The following is a 19,143-nucleotide window of genomic DNA, read 5'->3' as shown; positions in this document are numbered from 1 at the left end:
GAGGGGTGCGAGTCGCCATGTCCCGTCCACTGCACCACCGTTCAGCAAGGATCGCGCTCGCGGGACTGCTGCTCGCGGTGGCAGCCGCCGGCTGCGGCGCACCCGACTCCGGGAGTTCGGACTCCAAGGAGAAGACCCCGCAGAAGATCCCCGCGAAGCCGGCCAAGCCCGTCACGCTCGACATCCTGGATGTCGCCGGAAACCTCCAGCTGACCAAGGGCATGATCGACGAGTTCGTCAAGCAGCATCCGGACATCATCAGCAAGGTCACCTACTCCAAGGCCCCCGCGCCAGACCTGGCGGGCAAGATCAAGGCGCAGCAGCAGGCGGGCCGCGTCCAGATCGACCTCGTGCTCACCGGGACCGACGGCCTCGCGGCCGGACTCTCGCAGAAGCTGTGGAGCTCCATGGCGGAGCACCAGTCGCTCATCGGCACCCCGGACTATCTCGAACCCGCCGCCGAGATGCAGAAGCTCGCGCAGGGCCAGGGCACGGCGATCGTCTACTACCCCTCGGGCCCGCTCATCGAGTACAACCCGGACAAGGTCAAGAACCCGCCGAAGAGCCCCCAGGAGCTGCTCGCCTGGGCCAAGGAGCACCCGAAGAAGTTCCAGTACGCCGACCCGGCCAACTCCGGTCCCGGCCGCACCTTCCTGATGGGGCTGCCGTATCTGCTCGGTGACAAGGACCCCGGGGATCCGGTCAAGGGCTGGGACAAGACCTGGGCGTATCTCAAGGAGCTCGACAAGTACGTCGGTGTGTACGGCTCGGGCACCACCGAGACCATGAAGAACCTGGCCTCCGGGCAGCACGACATGGTCATGTCGACGACCGGCTGGTACATCAACCCGCGTGCGCTCGGCACCGTGCCGAAGAAGATGAAGGCCGGGCACTTCGACAAGATGACCTGGGTGACGGACGCGCAGTACGCCGTCGTCCCCAAGGGCGTCGACGCCGACACCATGTCCGCCACGCTCGCCCTGATCAAGTGGATGCTCACGCCCGAACAGCAGGCCAAGGCGTACGACGACGGCTACTTCTACCCCGGGCCCGCGATCAAGAACGTGCCGCTGACGATGGCTCCCCAGAAGTCGCAGGACGTGCTGAAGGAGTTCGGCGTCCCGGAGTTCGACAGCTGGATCGACCAGTTCCCGAAGAAGCCGTCACTGCCCGCCGAGCAGCAGGTCAAGGCGTTCGACATGTGGAACCGCGAGGTGGCGGGCCGCTGATGTCCCGGTTCTCGACGCTCACACTGGAGAAGGTCTCGCGCAGCTTCGGCCGGCACGCGGCCCTGCGCGACCTCGAACTCACCATCACGGGCGGCGAGTTCGTGGCACTCCTCGGTCCTTCCGGCTGCGGCAAGTCCACCGCCCTGAACTGCCTGGCCGGGCTGCTGCCGCTGACCGGCGGATCGATCAGGCTCGATGACGAGCGCATCGACCGGATCCCGCCGGAGCGGCGCGGCTTCGGCATGGTCTTCCAGAACTACGCGCTCTTTCCGCACCTCACCGTCCGCGGCAATGTCGCCTTCGGCCTGAAGATGGCCAAGGTGCCGAAGGCGGACATCGCCTGCCGGGCGGACCGGGCGCTGGAGCTTGTTCAGCTGACCGAACACGCACACAAGCGGCCCGGCCAGCTCTCCGGCGGCCAGCAGCAGCGCGTCGCGATCGCCCGCGCGATCGTCCTCGAGCCGCGCCTTGTCCTGATGGACGAGCCGCTGTCCAACCTCGACGCCGCACTCCGCCTGGAGATGCGCACCGAGATCCGGCGCCTTCACCAGAGCCTGGGCCTCACGACGGTGTACGTCACCCACGACCAGGAGGAGGCCCTGTCGCTGGCCGACCGCCTTGTCGTGCTGCGCGACGGGGTCATGCAGCAGGTCGGCACCCCCGAGGAGGTGTACGGCCGGCCCGCGAACCGTTATGTCGCGGGCTTCATGGGCTACCGCAACATGCTGGACGTCGCCATCGCGTCGAAGGACGCCGACCGGCTCTCGCTCCGGCTCGCGGGAGCGCACCTGACCGGCCTCGACCGCGACGGACTCGCGGCGGGCGGCCGGGGCATCGCGGCGATACGTCCCGAAGACCTGGACGTCGCGGGGGAGCGTGCGGACGGGCGCATCCCGGCGGACATCGAGGTCGTGGAGTACCACGGCCGTGAACTCGCGGTCCAGGCACGCCTGTCGAACGGACAGCAAGTCCACTTCCGCACGGCGGGCCGTTTGGCCCCCGGCGACCATGTGGAACTGGCGGCCGCACCCGAACGCGTCCTGGTCTTCGCCCCGGAGGGCCCGCAGCCGACGGAGCCCGCCAAGGACGTCCCCCGTGAGCAGGCGGTCCCGTCATGACGCGCCATGCTCCCCCTCGACCGGACGGGCTCGGCCGTGGGGGCGAGCCCGTCCATCCCCACCCCTGCTCGGTCGCCCGGCCGTTGGGGGTGACGCAGTGAGTACCCCACCCACCGCCGCCCGGCCCGCCCTGCGGCATCGGCTCGCCGAGCGCGGGGTCGACCGGACCCTGATTCTTCTCGCCCCGGGCGCCCTCTTTCTCGTACTCCTCTTCTGTTATCCCTTCCTCTACGGCCTCCAGCTCTCCTTCCAGCCGCAGGACGGCGGCGGCCCCCTCGCCAACTACCGCGAGTTCTTCTCCGATCCGTATCTGCGCGAGACGATCTGGATCACCCTCGAACTGGCCGTCCCCGTCGCCCTGGTGAACTGCCTTGCCGCCGTCCCCGTCGCCTTCCGCACCCGCGGCCCCTTCCGCGGCCGACGGCTGATCACCACGCTCCTCGTCATGCCGATCACGCTCGGCACCGTCCTCACCGCGGAGGGCCTGCTCGGCTACCTCGGCCCCAACGGCTGGCTGAACAAAGCGCTGTTGGGCATCGGCATCATCGACGAGCCGCTCAATCTCGTGCACAACTACTGGGGCGTGTTCGCCTCACTGGTGATCACCGGCTTCCCCTTCTCCTATCTGCTCACGCTCTCCTATCTCACCGGTATCGACCCAAGCCTCGAGCAGGCGGCGGCCACGCTCGGGGCGAACCGGCGGCAGCGTTTCCGTCATGTGATGCTGCCGCTGCTCGCCCCGGGGCTCGCGATCACCTTCTGCCTCTCGTTCGTCCTGGCCTTCGCGGTCTTTCCGTCGGCGCAGCTCGTCGGCGATCCGCGGGGGAGTACGCATGTGATCTCCATCGAGGCGTACCAGGCGGCCTTCCAGAAGTTCGACTACTCCCTCGGCTCCGCGATCGCCATGGTGATGGCCGCGGTGATGATGGCGGTCGTCGTGCTGGTGCTGGCCTGGCGCTCGATGCTGTACCGCGGCTCCACGGGAGGCAAGGGCTGATGGCCGACGTCCTGGGCTCACGCGATCAACTCGCCGCGCCCGCGCCCGCGGACACCGGGCGCAGGAAGCACCGCTTCGGCCGTCCCGTCACGTGGATGACCGCTCTCGTCTTCGGCTTCTTCTTCATCAACCTCGCCGGAGTCATCGGCGTACCGCTGGTCGACTCCTTCGGCACCCGCTGGTTCACCAGTTGGCTGCCCGACGGCTGGACGACGAAGTGGTACGGATCGGCCTGGCGGGAGTTCTCGCTCGGCCAGGTGTTCTGGACCACGGCCCTCGCCTCCGTACTCGTCGTCGGCATCTCGGTGCTCGTCGGTGTCCCGGCCGCGTACGCACTCGCCCGGCGCGACTTCCCCGGCAAACGGCTGGTGCTGCTCCTCTTCCTGCTGCCGATCCTGGTGCCGCCCATCACCTACGGCATTCCGCTCGCGACCGTGCTCTACAAGTTCCAGCTGGCCGGCACGCTCACCGGAGTGGTGCTGGCCAACCTGGTGCCCTCGGTGCCTTTCGTGGTGCTGACGATGACGCCGTTCATCGAGCAGATCGATCCACGGATCGAGGCCGCCGCCCGGATGTGCGGGGCCGGGACGAGGGCTGTCCTGCTGCGCATCCTCGCGCCGCTGCTGGGGCCGGGAATCCTCGCCGCGTCCGTACTCGTCCTGGTCCGCACGGTCGGCATGTTCGAGCTGACCTTCCTCACCGCCGGCCCCGACAGCCAGACGCTGATCGTGGCCCTCTACTACGCGGTGTTCTCCGCAGGCATCCGCACCCAGCAGTCCATCGACGCGATGGCCGTGATGTACACGCTGTCGATGCTGGTGCTGCTCGTGATCGCGCTGCGCTTTGTGAACCCGACGCAACTGGTGACCCGTGTGAAGGAGGACCGGACCGGCCACTGACCCCGTTCGCGCCCCTTTCCCCACCCCCTGACGGAGAGGTGAAGTGCCATGCATCCGCACCGCTGGACCCCCTCGCGCCGCTCGGCCCTCAAGACCGGCGGCCTGCTGGCCGCGGGCACCCTGCTGCCCGCGCTCGCGACCGCCCCCGCCAACGCCGCATCCCATGACGCGCCCCAGGACCTGTCCCAAGACAGCTGGAGACAGGTCCCGCGCATTCTCGCCAGGATCCGCCCACCGCGGTTCCGCCGACGATGCTTCGACATCACCGACTACGGCGCGGTCAGGGACGGTCTGACGAAGAACACCGCCGCCATCCGCGCGGCCATCGCCGCCTGCCACCGGGCCGGCGGGGGCCATGTGGTGGTCCCGCCGGGCCGTTTCCTCACCGGCGCGATCCATCTGCGCAGCAATGTCGACCTGCATGTCGGCGAGGACGCCACCCTCGCCTTCAGCCCCGATCCGGCCGACTTCCTGCCCGCCGTGCTCACCCGCTGGGAGGGCACCGAGTGCTACAACTACTCGCCCTTCATCTACGCCTACGGGCAGGAGAACGTCGGCGTCACCGGCCACGGCATCCTCGACGGCCAGGCCCGCCTCGGCCCCTGGGAGAGCTGGTACCGCACCAGCGGCCTGCAGGGCCCCGACCAGAAGCTGCTGCGCCAGATGGGCTCAACCGGCGTCCCGGTCAAGGACCGCGTCTTCGGCGCCGGACACTATCTGCGGCCCAAGATGGTGCAGTTCAACCGCTGCCGCAATGTGCTCGTCAGCGATCTGACCATTGTCGATCCACCGATGTGGACCGTGCATCCGGTCCTGTCCACCAATGTGACGGTGCGCAACATCAGCGTGGAGAGCATCCTCTACAACACCGACGGCTGCGACCCCGAGTCGTCCAGCCATGTCCACATCACCGGCTGCCGCTTCAACACCAATGACGACTGCATCGCCGTGAAGTCCGGCCGGGACGAGGACGGTCACCGGGTCGGTGTGCCGAGCGAGAACATCGTCGTCCAGGACTGTGACTTCTCCGGCCGCTGGGGCGGTATCACAGTCGGCAGTGAGATGTCCGGCGGTGTACGGAACGTCTTCGCCGAGCGGTGCCGCGTCAACCCCCTTGATTTCCCCGGCCATTACCCCGTGAAGTATCCGCTCTACGTCAAGGCGAGCAAGAAGCGCGGCAGCTTCATCGACGGCGTGTACGTACGGAAATTCACCGGGCGCGCAGTGGAGCGGGAAGTCGCCTTCGTCAATATGAACTACAACGGCGGCGAGGGCGGCACCCTGCCTGTCTCCGTCAGCAATGTCCATCTCTCCGAGATGGAGATCGACGGTGCCCGCGCGGTCCTCAATCTGGTGGGCCTGGAGACGGACCGGCTGCGCGGAGTCCATCTCTCCCACTGCACGTTCACCGGCGTACGCGGCCCGGACACCATCGCCTTCACCGACGACCTGACCTTCCACAAGGTCACCGTCAATGGAAGTGAGGTGTCATGAGCATGATCGCAATGCCGATCCTGAGGCGCTGGCTGACCCTGCTCGCGGTGCTCTGTCTCGCGCTCGCCGGCGCCGCCCAGCCCGTCGGTGCCATATCGCCGGTCGGCGCCAAGGACCGACCGCAACCGGACAGCGGATCGGCATCCCCCGTCCGCGGCTGGACCATCCTCTCCGACAGCGATCAGGGCGCCGACGAAGTGATCGCCGCAGCCCCGAAGTACCACATCAACCACCTCCAGATCAGCCACGAGATCGTGCACGACCTGCGGGAGGTGCGCGAGGAGAAGAAGCGCGTCCAGGCCAACCGCATCACCGCCGCCGCCCACAAGGCGGGCATCGGCGAGGTCGCCATCTGGGACCACGCGCTCTACAGCCTGGACTACTACCCGGCCGAATTCCGCACCGGACCCGGCGGCACCATCGACCTCGACAAACCCGCCTTCTGGGCGTGGTTCCGGGACGACTACCGGCAGATGCTCGACCTGGTCCCGGACGTCGACGCGGTCGTCCTGACCTTCATCGAAACCGGGGCGCGCGTGGAGCGGCAGTACTCCGCCAAGCTCACGACCGAGGAGGCCAAGCTCGCGTATCTCGTCGACCAGGTCGCCGACGTGGTCAACGAGGAGCGCGGACTCAATCTCTATCTGCGGACCTTCGGCTACTTCCCGCAGGAGATGGAACGCACCATCAAGGCCATCGACCTGGTCACCAACAAGGCCGCCCGGGTCATGATCAAGGCCCAGCCGCACGACTTCTTCCTCACCCACCCCGTCGACACGACCGTCACCCGCATCAAGCGCCCGGTGCTCGTCGAGTACGACACCACCGGTGAGTACAACGGCCAGGGGAAGATCGCGAACGCGTTCACCGAGGAACACGTCAACCGGATGCGGTACTTCCAGAAACAGCCGAATGTCATCGGCTATGTGGCGCGCACCGACCGCTACAAGGAGTCGCGGATCATCGGCACGCCCACCGAGATCAACCTCTACGCACTGGCACGCGCCGACCAGGACCGCCGGGCCCGGCCCGAGGACATGTACCGCGCATTCGCCGCGCGTACGTATGGGAAGAAGGCGGCGCCCAAGGTGGCCGCCGCGCTCGCCAGGTCGTACGACATCGTCACCTCGACGCTCTACACGCTCGGCACCAACAACGCCAACCACTCGCGCCTGGACTACGACCCGTACTGCTCCAGCTATGACCGCAGCATCTCCGGCAAGTGGATCGACCCCCCCGTGACGTATGTACGCCACATGGTCAACAAGAAGTTCCACTTCTGGACCGGGGTCGTCGAGCATCTCGGACCGGCCTACTGCAAGACCTCGGCCACGATGAAACGCGAGAACCCGTACGTCCTGGAGAACGGCTGGCTCACCGACAAGAACACGATGAACCGCGAGTACCTGCGGTATGTGCTCAAGGAGAAGGCGTACGGAGTGCAGCTGGCGCGGGCCGCGCTGCGGGACATCCAGCGGGCCGAGCCCGATCTGTCCGCGGCCGACTACCGGCAGCTGAACGCCTACTTCGAGCGGACCCTGCTCACCGCCCGGCTCCATCTCGCCATCACCACCGCCTACTTCGGCTACCGCGTCTACGTCCTGGGACCGCAGGAGCAGACGGAGCCGATGAAGCGGCTGATCTGGAGCGGGCTCGACCAGTCGAAGAAGATCGCCGACGAGATGCGCGCCTATCCCGACAAGGCCGCGAGCGGCGAGTGGGACTGGATCCGTGACGCGGCCGAGGCGGACAAGTACTACACCCGCATTTCACAGGGCTGGGACCGCTACGACCTGATCGCCGTACCCCGCCCGAAGACCGAGAGGTGACATCCGTGCGCAGACGAAGCTTCTTCTCGTACGCGGGTACCGTCGCCGCTGCCACCCTCCTCCCGACGGCGATCTCCGCCGAGACGGTCGCGGCGGCCGAGGCCACCGTGAACGGGCTCGCCCGCGACCCCTGGGACAAGGTCCCGCAGATCCTCGCCCGTATCCGCCCGCCCCGGTTTCCGCGGCGGTGCTTCGACATCACCCGCTACGGAGCGGTCGGTGACGGCGTCACCAAGAACACCGAGGCGTTCCGTGCCGCGATCAAGGCCTGCAGCAAGGCGGGCGGCGGCAGAGTGATCGTGCCGCCCGGCCGTTTCCTCACCGGCGCCATCCATATGCGCAGCAATGTGGACCTGCATCTCGAGGAGGGGGCCACGGTCCTGTTCTCCATGGACCCGGCCGACTATCTGCCGGTGGTGCTCACCCGCTGGGAAGGCACCGAGTGCTACAACTACTCGTCCTTCATCTACGCCCACGGGCAGAAGAACCTCGCCATCACGGGCAAGGGAACCCTCGACGGCCAGGGCATGGCCGGTCCCTGGAAGAGCTGGCGCGATCCTGGCGGCAACGCCCTGATCGACCAGGCGGAGCTTCGCCGCATGGGCAGCGAGGGCGTGCCCGTCGAGGAGCGCGTCTTCGGCGCGGGGCACCATCTGCGGCCCAACATGATCCAGTTCTACAAGTGCCGCAACATCCTCTTCCAGGACGTCACCGTCCTGGAGCCGCCGATGTGGTCCATCCATCCGGTGCTCTGCCGCAATGTGACGCTCAAGGACGTCGACGTCATCGGCCGGATCAACAACAGCGACGGCGTGGACCCCGAATGCTGCTCCGACGTCCTGATCACCGGCTGCCGATTCCACACCGAGGACGACTCCATCGCCGTCAAGTCCGGCCGCGACGAGGACGGACAGCGGGTCGGCGTGCCCAGCGAGAACATCGTCGTACGCGACTGCGTCTTCTCCGGCCGGTGGGGCGGCATCGCCGTCGGCAGCGAGATGTCCGGCGGCGTACGCAACGTGTTCGCCGAGGACTGCCGGATCAATCCGCTCGACTTCCCCGGCCGGTTCAACCCCCGCCACCCGGTCTTCATCAAGACCAACAAGAAACGCGGCGGCTATATCGACGGTGTGTACGTCAGGAGATTCACCGGCCGCGCCATCGACCGGGACTGCATCTACCTCACCACCCGCTACAGCAACCAGGAAGGCGACCTGCCCGCGGTCATCCGCAACATCAAGGTCGAGGACATGGTCCACGACGGCGCCCGGCGCGCCATCAACCTCGAGGGCCTGGAGTCCGATCCCTTCGTCGGCGTGCACATCGAGCGCTGCGAATTCACCAATATGGCCAATCCCAACATCATCGGTCCCGCACGGGACTTGACCATCCGCAAGGTCTTCGTCAACGGAACCGAGGTGACGTACCCATGAGACGCCGCACCGTCTGGGTGGGCTGGACTGCGGTCCTCTCCCTGCTGTTCGGGCTGCTGCTGTCGGCCCCCTCCGCCGCGCAGCCGGCGCCCGAGCCGGTAGCGGAAGCGGCCCAGGCTTCGCCTGCCGCCCACCCGCCGCGCGAGGCCATGCTGCGCAATGCCACCGCCGGACTCTTCCTGCACTGGGGCATGTTCACCCGCCCCATCCACCAGGACTGCAAGGAGTGGGAGCAGGCCGTCACCGACGGCGGCTGGAGCGCGGACTACTGGGTCGACGAGGCGAAGAAGCTCAAGGCGAGCTATATCGTCCTCGCGACCTTCCACTCCCGCCTCGGCTACGCCCGCCCCTGGCCGTCCAAGATCCCCGGCAGCTGCTCCACCGAACGCGATATCTTGGGTGAGCTCATCAAGGCCGCGAACGCCAAGGGGCTCAAGGTCATCCTCTATATGACCGACGACCCGCAGTGGCACAAGGAGCAGGGCTTCGAGACGCTCGACTCCCAGGCCTACTCCGCCTACAAGGGCCGCGACGTCGACCTCACCCAGCGCCCGGGCTTCGGTGAATTCTCCTACGACAACTTCTTCGAGGTCATGGCCAACTACCCGAAGCTGTCCGGGTTCTGGATCGACAACGACAACGCGTACTGGGAAGACCACAAGCTCTATGAGCAGATCCGGGAGAAGCGCCCGGACATGACGCTCAGCAACAACAATGAGGACACCCCGATCATGGACATGGTGTCCCACGAGCAGAAGACCGGCATGACACCGTCGTACGACCAGCCGTCGGCGATCTGGACCCCGATGCCGCGGCTGACGGAGTCCTGCTACAAGGTCCCCGACTCCGGCTCCTGGTGGTACGACGGCCAGGACAGGCCCGTCACCACGGGACTCAACGTCGGCCGCTATGTCGCCAACGCCGGAACCTCCATCAAGTCGCTGATGGACCTCACCGCCATGGTCGACGGCAAACTCCCGCCCCAGCAGCAGAAGTTCACCGACTTCATGAAGGACTATCTCCCGCCGATCTGGAAGTCGCTCTCCGGAGTCGAGGGCGGCGGCTACATGTACGGCGGGATGCAGCCCGGCGCCTGGAACGACGGGGCGTACGGCTATCTCACGATCAGCAAGGCCGACCGGACACGTCAGTACGTCCATGTCACCACCCGGCCGACGAGCGGTGACGAGGTGAAGATCCGCGACAACGGCTACCGCGTCAAGCGCGTCACCGGTCTGCGGACCGGCAAGCCCATGCGGTTCGAGCAGCAGGGCGGCAGCCTCACCATCAAGGGCATCAGCGCCTGGGACCCGTACGACACGGTCTTCAGCGTCGACACCGCCCGTCACCGCGAAGGCGTCTACCCGACGGGATCGGTCAAGGCGAGCGAACCGGCGATCGCCGACGGCGACTTCACGACGTACTACGACAACAAGGGCGCCCTTCCTGTGGCACTGACCCTGGACCTCGGCAAGGTCAGGAAGGCGCAGTACCTGGCGATCAACCAGCGTGAGTGGTCGCCCACCTACAACAGGGAGACCTTCGGCAGGGCCGAGGACTCCGCCCGTATCAAGGACTACACGGTCTCGGTGAGCAACGACGGCGCGACCTGGCGCCAGGTGAAGGCAGGCGTCCTGGAGAGCGCCCGCGGGACCCGCTTCCTCGACCTCGGGGTCCGGGCGCGCTACATCAGGCTGGACGTCGACAGCACTTGGTCGAAGGAGACCGTGCCTCGGTTCTACAAGCAGCTGCAGATCGACGAGATCCAGGTGGGGTACGCCTACCCACGCAGCCACGGCCACCACTGAGGGGGCGGTGCCGGTGTGCCCGGGTGTGGGTCCCGGGCACACCGGCCGTCCGGATTTCATGTGATCGCAGATCTCGACAGACTGACCTGCCCACTGTCAGTCCCGGCATGCACCTCACGTCCCGGCTCCGCCTCTCCGCCGCCTGGTACCGAAGGCGATCCGCGGCAGGAGCGTACGAGACAGTTCCTGCGGCGGATCGTCGAGGCGGTCAGGCTGTGAGCGGCGCTCACCCCAGGTCGAAGGCGTTCCGCAGCCCCAGCCGGTAGCGGGTGCGGTCGTGCCTCTTCATCAGCTCGATCTCCGGAGCGCGGAAGAGCGGCTTCACCGTGCAGCGGGCCGCCGGCGAACCGGTCTTGTCCAGCAGGGCGTTGACCGCCGCACGGGCCGACGCGTTCGCGCCCTCCATCGTCGCCAGGTCGATGTCGACGGCGACGTAGTCCCCGGCCAGGAAGAAGTTGGGGATCCTGGTGGCGGCGTGGGGGCGGTTGTGGAAGGTGCCGACCGGGTGGATCAGGAGCTCGTCCTGATTGGTCGGGTTGGGGGTGCCGATGCCGTCCACACCCGGGTCCAGGAACCAGGAGTGCAGTGCGCTGTCCTTGAGGATCGTCGCGCCCGTGTCGTTGACGGCCGCCTTCAGCTGGGCCCACACCTCTCTGGCGACCTCGGTACGGGTGCACTGCTTGGCGGTCTTGCCGTACAGGATCCCGGGCCTGTCCCATTCGGAGATGTCCACCGACAGGCAGTCCACCGCGACGCCGTCGCCGTAGTCGGCGGGGAAGTCGCGGGACGGCCAGTGATCCGCCTGCTGAATCGCCGTCAGGGACCAGGGGGAGTCGATGCAGTTGAGGTGGCCGTGCAGCAGCGGGGCCTTCTCGGTCAGATAGAACTGAATGCCCGTCATCCAGTCCGTCTCCAGCTTGTCGCACCGCACCAACTGAGGGTCGGCCGCGCGCAGTTCGGGGCCCCAGGTCCGGCGTGCGTGTTCCACCGGCATCGCGGAGACGTAGTGGTCGGCGGTCACGGACTGGCGTGACCCCTGCGGGTCCTCGATCACCGCTGTCGTGACCCGCCCGCCGCCGTACTTCACCTCCCGTACCGTCCAGCCGATCCTGAACTCCACGCCCAGTGTGGTCAGATGCTCCACCCACGGATCGATCCAGGCCTCATTGGTGGGGGCGTTGAGGATCCGGTCGAGGGGTCCGTCCGCGCCCCGGCCCAGTGCGTTGAAGACAAAGGCCTCAAGGAGGGTGGCGACCGTACGGGTGCTGGCCTCCTCGGCCTTCGTCGCGACGATGTTCCGGGTCAGCCCGACGGCAAGGACGCGCTGGTAGTCGTAACTCATCTGCTCGGCCCGGATGAACTCCCACCAGGGCGTGCTCTCCCACGCCTCGTCGCGCCGCTCGTCGCAGCTGGTGAGGAAGACCAGACCCCGGTTCACGAAGTACGCCGTCTCATGGGCGGGGATGCCTTTGAGCGTGTCCAGCGCGCCGGTCAGTGCGCGGCGGATCTCGTCGAGGGTGAGGTCGGCCGGCTTGTGTCCCGGCCAGGGGAGCGGGATCCGTAAGTCCTCCCGCCCGGTGCGGGCGAAGGACATCTCCGGCGGCGCGACCAGGTTGTCCCAGACGCCGTTGGCGTTTCCGGGGAAGGGGATGCGCCTCATCGTGTCCGGCAGATTGTGGTAGATGCCGGGGATGAAGCGGAAGCCGTGCTCGGCGGGCAGCGGGCGGCGGCCGCCCTTGGCGCTGCCCGGGACGTCCATGCTGCGGGCCTTGCCGCCGAGCGCCCTGCGTTCGTAGACGGTGACCCGGAAGCCTCGTTCGGCCAGCTCGTGCGCGGCGGTGAGTCCGGCGACTCCGCCGCCGAGTACGGCGACGGAGGGCGCGGCCGCGGTGCCGTCGACGGTCGTCCCTCCGGCGGCCGACGCTGTGCCCGTCGAGCCCAGTGCGGCCGTGCCGCCGACTGCTGCGGCCCCCGCCATGAAGGTGCGTCGTGTGCTGCCCATCCGATCCATCCCCATCCCCCTTACCCGCGGTAACTGTCGCGTCCGGCGCAGGAGCATACGGAGATCCCCCACGAGCCGGAAGCCACACGTGGGCCCATTCGTTCAATGGCTGGAAAATGGAGTCATGTCCCGACGCAGCTCCGGCTCCAAGCGCGATCCCGCGCCCGCCCTCACCGACACCTCGCCCTGCCCCTGCGGGCTGCCCGCCACCTATGGGGAGTGCTGCGGCCGCTTCCACTCGGGCGAGGCCGTCGCCCCCACCGCAGAGCTGCTGATGCGCTCCCGCTACAGCGCCTTCGTCGCCCAGAACGAGACGTATCTCCGGCGTACATGGCATCCCTCGACCCGGCCGCGCCACTTCGAGATCGACCCCGGGATGCACTGGGCGGGCCTGGAGATCCTGGACACCAAGGACGGCAGCCCCTTCCACTCGTCCGGCACCGTCACTTTCCGCGCCCGCTACCGCCACCACGGAAAGCGCGGCGAGCTGCACGAGCGCAGCTCCTTCGAGCGGCACGGCGGCGCCTGGGTGTATGTGGACGGCGTCTTCCTGGAGTGAGCGAGCGCTCCGCCGCCCGGGACGGAGCGTCGCTCAGGCCGAGGCACCTGTACCTGCCCCGGTCAGGCCCCCGTGGTGGATCCGGGGCGCACGATCATCAGCACCGTCACCGTCGCCCACAGCAGGTTGAACACCCCGGTGAACATGGCGAGCCGGGCGGAGGCGCCCGAGCCGAGATCCTCCAGGACCGCGCTCTGACCCGGCAGCACCAGCAGCCCGAGAACACCGGCGGCCAGGGCGGTCAGCACGATCGAGACGATCAGCCAGGTGTCGCCGAGGACATGGAGGCTGTTGGCGGTCGCGAGACCGAAGACGGGTACGACGACACCGACGACCGCGTACACACGGCAGATGCGGTGCAGATTGCGTACGGCTCCGAGCGCCTGCTCGCTCCCGGGCTCGGCCACCGCACGGCGGACGGCTGCGGGAAACGCGCTCGCGGCGACGGTCACCGGGCCGATCGCGATGATCGCGGCCAGGACATGGACGATGAGCAGGAACTTGGTCACGCCGGCAGACCTTCGAGGCGGGGAACGGTGCCGCGGGCACTCCAGACCGTGCCGCGGCGCTCATGGGAGAAGAGCTTCTCGACCTCGTGCGCGATACGGGGCCCGAGCTCCCGTTCCAGCAGATAGAGCGCGAGATCAAGACCCGATGTGACGCCCGCGCCGGTCACCAGATCGCCGTCGTCGACGACCCGTGCCTCGATCGCGTGGACCCCGGCCGCGGCCAGCGCGTCCAGGCCCATGTGATGGGTGGTGGCACGGCGGTCCCCGATGAGCCCCGCCATCGCGAGCACCATGGAGCCGCCGCACACCGTGCTCATGATCAGCTCCGGCCGCTCGCAGGCGGCCTTGAGCAGGCCGGGCAGCGGAGTGTCCAGACTCCGGCCGAGGATCGCCGGGACGGTGTCATCGCCACCGTCGTCCGAGATACGCCCGGCGGCGCCCGGCACCACAACCAGGTCCGCGCGCTCGGGGTCCAGCACACGGGCGGCCCGAAGCGACAGCAGGCCCATGCCGCTGGGCACCTCGCGCGCGCCCTCGGCGGAGACGAGCTCGACGGTGAGCGCGCCGCCGGCGACCATGCCGCCGGCGGTGAGCACTTCGTACGGGGCGATGACGTCCAACGGGTCGAAGCCGTCGAACAGCACGATCTGGGCGAGCATCCGGCACCAGTCCTTGTCTCGGGAGGTGCGGCCTCCGGTGGGCCGCCGGACCGACGCTATGGAGCGCCGGGGAGCCAGGACAGTGGCATGAATGCCACCTTGCAACGGATTCTCGCCAGGGCCGTGACGTGCGCTGACGGCAGCCGATTGCTGCCAAAGAGTCCTTGGCCGGAAACCGGGGAGCGCTTAGGTTATGGCCATGCACACCGTGGCCGTACTCGCTCTGGACGGGGTCATCGCCTTCGACCTGTCCACCCCGCTGGAGGTGTTCTCCCGCACCCGGCTGCCCGACGGCCGGGCCGCCTACCGGGTCCGTGTCTGCGCCCCGTCCGAGGAGGTCGACGCGGGCGCGTTCACGCTGCGCGCGCCCTGGGGCCTCGACGCGCTCCCGGAGGCCGACACGATCATCCTGCCCGGCTGTGCCGACCCGGCCGTGCCGGTCCCGTCCGGCGTACTGGATGCCCTGCGCGCGGCGGCCGCCCGCGGCACCCGGATCGCGTCGATCTGCACCGGCGCCTTCGTGTTCGCGGCCACCGGCCTGCTCGACGGGCTGCGGGCGACCACCCACTGGCTCGGCGCGGCCGCGCTCGCCGATCTGCACCCCGAGGTCGATGTGGACCCCGATGTGCTCTACGTCGACAACGGCCAGTTCCTGACCTCGGCAGGTGCCGCCGCCGGACTCGATCTCTGTCTGCACATGATCCGCCGTGACCATGGCTCGGCAGTGGCTGCGGACGCGGCACGCCTCTCGGTCATGCCGCTCGAACGCGAGGGCGGGCAGGCGCAGTTCATCGTCCACGAACAGCCCCCGAGCCCGGACGGCGCGACGCTGGAACCTCTGCTGCGCTGGATGGAGGAGAACGCCCGTCGCGAACTCACCCTCGGTGAGATCGCCGCACAGGCGGGCATGAGCACCCGCACCCTCAACCGCCGCTTCCGCGAGCAGACGGCGACCACGCCGCTGCAGTGGCTGCACCGGGCGCGTATCCGTCAGGCGCAGTACCTGCTGGAGACGACGGCGCATTCGGTGGACAGGATCGCGGCCCAGGTCGGCTTCGGCTCACCGACGGCCTTCCGCGACCGCTTCAAACGCCAGGTCGGCACGAGCCCCCACGCGTACCGCCGCGCTTTCAATTCAAGCCCCGCCCGCGTTTGAGGCGCAGGGGTCTGGGGGCGGAGCCCACGCCCACCACGACCCCGGTGACGTCAGAAGCCGCGTCCCGGCTTGATGATGAGCCGCGGGTTGTAGGCCCCCAGTATCTTGTTGGCCTGCGCCAGCGTGGACAGCGCGTGCTCACGGTCCGCCCGGTCCTCGGTGCACAGGGGCATCCGGAACCGGTTCACCTCGCGTACGGCGCACTCGGCGTCGACCTCTGCCTGCAGTACGTGGATCGGCATGCAGGAACCGATCAGCACGGCGACGCCGTCCGGGATCGGGACGGGAACGAGCGGTGACGCGATCACGTGTAGTCCTTCTCTTCTTCTCCGTCGGGCGCCGGTGGCCGGCGCCCACCCTTCATACGTACCGGACGCGCTTCCGTGTTCGTCGTCGGGGATGTCTCTGTGCGGCAACCGTTTCGGATCACCCGTTGATTTCTCATTACGCGGGAGTAAGTTGACTCCCGAGTAAGTGCTGAGGTCCCGTCAACTCCCCGCCCGCGAGCCGCGAACAGGAGCCGACCATGGGCGTACGCAAGGATCTGAAGGGGGCGAAACGGCGCGGCGATCTCGCCCACCGTGTCCCAGTCGACATCGTCAGGGACAACGGTGTCGTGCGCGAAGCGCGCACTGCGCGACTCGCACGGCCGGCCGCCTCAGGCAGCACCGCCGACATACCTTACGCGAACGCCGACGAGGCACCCCAATCGGCCGTCCTCAGGCGCAAGGGCGACGACGGACAGTGGCGGCCCGTCACCGCGAGCGCCTTCGCGGCCGAAGTGACCGCTGTGGCCAAGGGGTTGATCATCACGGGCCTCGAACCCGGCGGCCGGGTCGCGATCATGTCCCGGACCAGGTACGAGTGGACCGTGCTGGACTTCGCCGTCTGGGCGGCGGGCGGGCAGAGCGTGCCGATCTACGCCACTTCGTCGCCCGATCAGATCGAATGGATCTTGCGGGACTGTGGTGCACGCCACCTGATCGCCGAGGGCGAAGAGCACGCCGAGGCGGTCGCGACGGCCGCGCACGGGCTGTCCGAGCCGCCGCTCGTCTGGCGCATCGACGACGGCGCCCTTGATCAACTCGTCGCATCGGGACGGGAGGTGGCCGACGAAGAGGTGATCAAACGGCGGGCCGCGCTCACCCCCGACACCATCGCCACCATCTGCTACACCTCGGGCACCACAGGTAAGCCCAAGGGCTGTGTGCTCACGCACGCCAATCTGCACGCCGAGGCCGCCAACACCGTGGAACTGCTCCACCCCGTCTTCCAGGCAGTCACCGGCCAGCGAACGTCAGGTTGAGAGCACCTCGGACAGGTCGTAGCGCACCGGCTCCTCCAACTGCGCGTAGGTGCAGTCGGCGGGCTCACGGTCCGGCCGCCACCGGCGGAACTGCGCGGTGTGCCGGAACCGGTCGCCCTCCATGTGGTCGTACGCGACCTCGACGACCCGCTCCGGCCGAAGCGCCACCCACGACAGATCCTTCTTGCCCGTCCAGCGGCTCTGCGCGCCGGGCAGCCGGGCGCCCTCATGGGCGCTCTCCTCCGCCCATGCCGCCCACGGATGGCCGTCGGGCGGATCCATGCGCAGCGCCTCCAGCTCCTCGATCAGCTCCTCGCGCCGCTTCATGGAGAACGCGGCGCAGACACCGACATGCTGCAGCGCCCCCGAGTCGTCGTGGAGACCGAGGAGCAGCGAGCCGACGATCGGGCCGCTCTTGTGGAAGCGGTAGCCCGCCACGACAACATCCGCCGTGCGCTCGTGCTTGATCTTGAACATCAGCCGGGCGTCCGGCCGGTACGGCAGATCGAGCGGCTTGGCGACGATCCCGTCGAGGCCCGCGCCCTCGTACCGCTCGAACCACTCCTGCGCCAGCGCTGCGTCGGTCGTGGCGGGCGCGAGATGGACGGGCGGTACGGCATCGGCCAGCGCGGCGGCCAGCGTGGTCCGCCGCACCGAGAGCGGCGCGTCCAGCAGGGCCTCGTCACCGAGCGCGAGCAGATCGAAGGCGACGAAGCTCGCGGGTGTCTGCTCGGCGAGCATCCGCACCCGGGAATCGGCCGGGTGGATGCGCTCGGTGAGCTTGTCGAAGTCCAGGCGCCCCTCGTGGGCGATGACGATCTCGCCGTCGACGACACAGCGGTCCGGGAGGTTGGCCAGTAGATCGGCGGCCAGCTCGGGGAAGTAGCGGGTGAGGGGCTTACCGGTCCTGGAGCCGATCACCAGCTCGTCGCCGTCGCGGTGGACGATCGCCCGGAAGCCGTCCCACTTGGCCTCGTACTGCATACCCGGCGGGATCTTCTTGACGGACTTGGCCAGCATCGGCTTCACGGGCGGCATCACAGGCAGATCCATACGGCGATTGTCCGGTATGCGCGGAAACTCGGCACGGCCTACGCTGGCGGGCATGGCCGGAGCGATGGAACTGGAAGTGGGGGAACGGACCGTACGCGTGTCCAATCCCGACAAGATCTATTTCCCCGAGCACGGCTACACCAAGCTGGACATGGTCCGCTACTACCTCACCGTCGGCGACGGCATCACCCGCGCCCTCCGCGACCGGCCCACCACCCTGGAGCGCTACCCCGACGGGGTGACCGGCGAGTCCTTCTTCCAGAAGCGCGCCCCCAAATACCTGCCGGACTGGATCCCGACCGCCCACATCACCTTCCCCAGCGGCAGGTCCGCGGACGAGATGTGCCCGACAGAACCGGCGGCCGTGCTGTGGGCCGCCAACCTCGGAGCCGTCACCTTCCACCCCTGGCCCGTACGCCGCGACGACACCGACCACCCCGACGAGCTGCGCATCGACCTCGACCCGCAGCCCGGAACCGACTACGCCGACGCCGTGCGCGCCGCCCATGAACTGCGTGCCGTACTGGACGAGGCCGGTCTGCGCGGCTGGCCCAAGACGTCCGGCGGACGCGGCATCCATGTCTTCGTACCGATCGAACCGCGCTGGACCTTCACCCAGGTCCGGCGTGCCGCGATCGCGGTGGGCCGGCAGCTGGAGCGCCGTATGCCGGACCAGGTGACCATCAAGTGGTGGAAGGAGGAGCGCGGCGAGCGGATCTTCGTCGACTACAACCAGACCGCCCGGGACCGCACCATCGCCTCCGCCTACTCCGTCCGGCCCCGCCCGCACGCGCCGGTCTCGGCGCCGCTGCGCTGGGAGGAGATCGACGACGCCGTGCCGCTGGACTTCGACATCAGGACGATGCCGACCCGGTACGCCGAGGTGGGCGATGTGCACGCGGACATGGACGACCACCGGTTCAGCCTGGAGACCCTGCTGGAGGTGGCCCGCAAGGACGAGGCGGACCACGGGCTCGGCGATCTGCCCTACCCGCCGGAGTATCCGAAGATGCCGGGCGAGCCGAAGCGTGTGCAGCCGAGCAGGGCCCGGCACGACGACGCCTGAGCGTGCCGTACCGGGCCCTCCGGTTT

At 68.3% G+C, this 19,143-nt stretch carries 16 protein-coding genes and 1 pseudogene; 12 read left to right on the top strand and 5 right to left on the bottom strand.

Features of this window, described 5'->3' with window-relative positions; all coding sequences use genetic code 11:
* The first annotated feature begins 17 nt into the window (after positions 1–17).
* The 8 genes from ABZS64_RS21065 (at position 18) to ABZS64_RS21030 (ending at position 10,807) form a co-directional block, all read left to right on the top strand.
* Positions 18–1,229 carry an extracellular solute-binding protein gene (locus tag ABZS64_RS21065; RefSeq protein ID WP_355831582.1) on the top strand — a complete coding sequence of 404 codons (1,212 nt, stop codon included), beginning with the start codon at positions 18–20 and terminating at the stop codon, positions 1,227–1,229.
* Positions 1,229–2,347, top strand: a complete 1,119-nt coding sequence (locus ABZS64_RS21060) for an ABC transporter ATP-binding protein (protein WP_355831579.1) — start codon at positions 1,229–1,231, stop codon at positions 2,345–2,347. Before ABZS64_RS21065 ends, ABZS64_RS21060 begins: the two co-directional genes overlap by 1 nt.
* A gap of 97 nt (positions 2,348–2,444) precedes the next feature.
* Positions 2,445–3,344: a sugar ABC transporter permease gene (locus ABZS64_RS21055; RefSeq protein WP_355831576.1), complete on the top strand. Its 900-nt coding sequence runs from the start codon at positions 2,445–2,447 to the stop codon at positions 3,342–3,344.
* Positions 3,344–4,243, top strand: a complete 900-nt coding sequence (locus tag ABZS64_RS21050; RefSeq protein WP_355831573.1) for an ABC transporter permease subunit — start codon at positions 3,344–3,346, stop codon at positions 4,241–4,243. Before ABZS64_RS21055 ends, ABZS64_RS21050 begins: the two co-directional genes overlap by 1 nt.
* A gap of 48 nt (positions 4,244–4,291) precedes the next feature.
* A complete protein-coding gene (locus ABZS64_RS21045) occupies positions 4,292–5,737 on the top strand; it encodes a glycoside hydrolase family 28 protein (RefSeq protein ID WP_355831571.1) in 1,446 nt (481 codons plus the stop codon).
* Complete coding sequence (locus ABZS64_RS21040) at positions 5,734–7,566, top strand: hypothetical protein (RefSeq protein ID WP_355831568.1); 1,833 nt, start codon at positions 5,734–5,736, stop codon at positions 7,564–7,566. Before ABZS64_RS21045 ends, ABZS64_RS21040 begins: the two co-directional genes overlap by 4 nt.
* A 5-nt stretch (positions 7,567–7,571) precedes the next feature.
* Positions 7,572–8,999, top strand: a complete 1,428-nt coding sequence (locus ABZS64_RS21035; RefSeq protein WP_355831566.1) for a glycoside hydrolase family 28 protein — start codon at positions 7,572–7,574, stop codon at positions 8,997–8,999.
* The gene (locus ABZS64_RS21030; protein ID WP_355831564.1) at positions 8,996–10,807 is read left to right on the top strand and encodes an alpha-L-fucosidase; all 1,812 of its coding nucleotides are present in this window, start codon (positions 8,996–8,998) and stop codon (positions 10,805–10,807) included. The genes ABZS64_RS21035 and ABZS64_RS21030 overlap by 4 nt, the downstream gene beginning before the upstream one ends.
* Before the next feature lie 226 nt (positions 10,808–11,033).
* On the opposite strand, the gene ABZS64_RS21025 is transcribed toward ABZS64_RS21030, so the two are convergent.
* Positions 11,034–12,818: an FAD-dependent oxidoreductase gene (locus ABZS64_RS21025; protein ID WP_355831562.1), complete on the bottom strand. Its 1,785-nt coding sequence runs from the start codon at positions 12,816–12,818 to the stop codon at positions 11,034–11,036.
* A 115-nt stretch (positions 12,819–12,933) separates the two neighbouring features.
* On the opposite strand from ABZS64_RS21025, the gene ABZS64_RS21020 reads away from it, so the two are divergent.
* Positions 12,934–13,368 carry a YchJ family protein gene (locus ABZS64_RS21020; protein ID WP_355831560.1) on the top strand — a complete coding sequence of 145 codons (435 nt, stop codon included), beginning with the start codon at positions 12,934–12,936 and terminating at the stop codon, positions 13,366–13,368.
* 62 nt (positions 13,369–13,430) lie between these two features.
* Here ABZS64_RS21020 and ABZS64_RS21015 read toward each other — a convergent pair whose 3' ends face one another.
* Together ABZS64_RS21015 and ABZS64_RS21010 are read right to left on the bottom strand one after the other, a co-directional pair.
* A complete protein-coding gene (locus ABZS64_RS21015) occupies positions 13,431–13,877 on the bottom strand; it encodes a hypothetical protein (RefSeq protein ID WP_355831557.1) in 447 nt (148 codons plus the stop codon).
* Positions 13,874–14,536, bottom strand: a complete 663-nt coding sequence (locus tag ABZS64_RS21010) for a DJ-1/PfpI family protein (protein ID WP_355831554.1) — start codon at positions 14,534–14,536, stop codon at positions 13,874–13,876. The genes ABZS64_RS21015 and ABZS64_RS21010 overlap by 4 nt, the downstream gene beginning before the upstream one ends.
* 199 nt (positions 14,537–14,735) lie before the next feature.
* Between ABZS64_RS21010 and ABZS64_RS21005 the strand changes: the two genes are divergently transcribed.
* Positions 14,736–15,692, top strand: coding sequence for a helix-turn-helix domain-containing protein (locus tag ABZS64_RS21005; RefSeq protein ID WP_355831658.1), 957 nt, complete (start codon positions 14,736–14,738; stop codon positions 15,690–15,692).
* A 50-nt stretch (positions 15,693–15,742) separates the two neighbouring features.
* Here the strand turns inward: ABZS64_RS21005 and ABZS64_RS21000 are convergent, their stop codons facing one another.
* The gene (locus ABZS64_RS21000; RefSeq protein WP_355831552.1) at positions 15,743–16,000 is read right to left on the bottom strand and encodes a hypothetical protein; all 258 of its coding nucleotides are present in this window, start codon (positions 15,998–16,000) and stop codon (positions 15,743–15,745) included.
* A 218-nt stretch (positions 16,001–16,218) separates the two neighbouring features.
* Here ABZS64_RS21000 and ABZS64_RS20995 point away from each other — a divergent pair.
* Positions 16,219–16,983 (top strand): annotated as a pseudogene (locus ABZS64_RS20995) (AMP-binding protein); the annotation flags it as partial.
* Between the two features lie 6 nt (positions 16,984–16,989).
* On the opposite strand, the gene ABZS64_RS20990 reads toward ABZS64_RS20995, so the two are convergent.
* Positions 16,990–18,051 (bottom strand): ATP-dependent DNA ligase, encoded by a 1,062-nt coding sequence (locus ABZS64_RS20990; RefSeq protein ID WP_355831549.1) that lies wholly within the window; start codon positions 18,049–18,051, stop codon positions 16,990–16,992.
* A 52-nt stretch (positions 18,052–18,103) separates the two neighbouring features.
* Here ABZS64_RS20990 and ligD point away from each other — a divergent pair, with 52 nt between their 5' ends.
* On the top strand, positions 18,104–19,117 hold the full coding sequence (gene ligD / locus ABZS64_RS20985) for a non-homologous end-joining DNA ligase (RefSeq protein WP_355831546.1): 1,014 nt from the start codon (positions 18,104–18,106) through the stop codon (positions 19,115–19,117).
* The last annotated feature ends 26 nt before the right edge of the window (positions 19,118–19,143 follow it).

The organism is Streptomyces sp. NPDC005408, from assembly GCF_040606445.1.
Lineage (GTDB): Bacteria > Actinomycetota > Actinomycetes > Streptomycetales > Streptomycetaceae > Streptomyces.
This window is presented reverse-complemented; position numbering and strand designations above follow the sequence as displayed.

Coding starts and splice junctions, on each gene's coding strand:
- ABZS64_RS21065 (WP_355831582.1), top strand. CDS start 18: ATGTCCCGTCCACTGCACCACCGTTCAGCAAGGATCGCGCTCGCGGGA.
- ABZS64_RS21060 (WP_355831579.1), top strand. CDS start 1,229: ATGTCCCGGTTCTCGACGCTCACACTGGAGAAGGTCTCGCGCAGCTTC.
- ABZS64_RS21050 (WP_355831573.1), top strand. CDS start 3,344: ATGGCCGACGTCCTGGGCTCACGCGATCAACTCGCCGCGCCCGCGCCC.
- ABZS64_RS21045 (WP_355831571.1), top strand. CDS start 4,292: ATGCATCCGCACCGCTGGACCCCCTCGCGCCGCTCGGCCCTCAAGACC.
- ABZS64_RS21040 (WP_355831568.1), top strand. CDS start 5,734: ATGAGCATGATCGCAATGCCGATCCTGAGGCGCTGGCTGACCCTGCTC.
- ABZS64_RS21030 (WP_355831564.1), top strand. CDS start 8,996: ATGAGACGCCGCACCGTCTGGGTGGGCTGGACTGCGGTCCTCTCCCTG.
- ABZS64_RS21025 (WP_355831562.1), bottom strand. CDS start 12,818: ATGGATCGGATGGGCAGCACACGACGCACCTTCATGGCGGGGGCCGCA.
- ABZS64_RS21020 (WP_355831560.1), top strand. CDS start 12,934: ATGTCCCGACGCAGCTCCGGCTCCAAGCGCGATCCCGCGCCCGCCCTC.
- ABZS64_RS21010 (WP_355831554.1), bottom strand. CDS start 14,536: ATGCTCGCCCAGATCGTGCTGTTCGACGGCTTCGACCCGTTGGACGTC.
- ABZS64_RS21005 (WP_355831658.1), top strand. CDS start 14,736: ATGCACACCGTGGCCGTACTCGCTCTGGACGGGGTCATCGCCTTCGAC.
- ABZS64_RS20990 (WP_355831549.1), bottom strand. CDS start 18,051: ATGGATCTGCCTGTGATGCCGCCCGTGAAGCCGATGCTGGCCAAGTCC.
- ligD (WP_355831546.1), top strand. CDS start 18,104: ATGGCCGGAGCGATGGAACTGGAAGTGGGGGAACGGACCGTACGCGTG.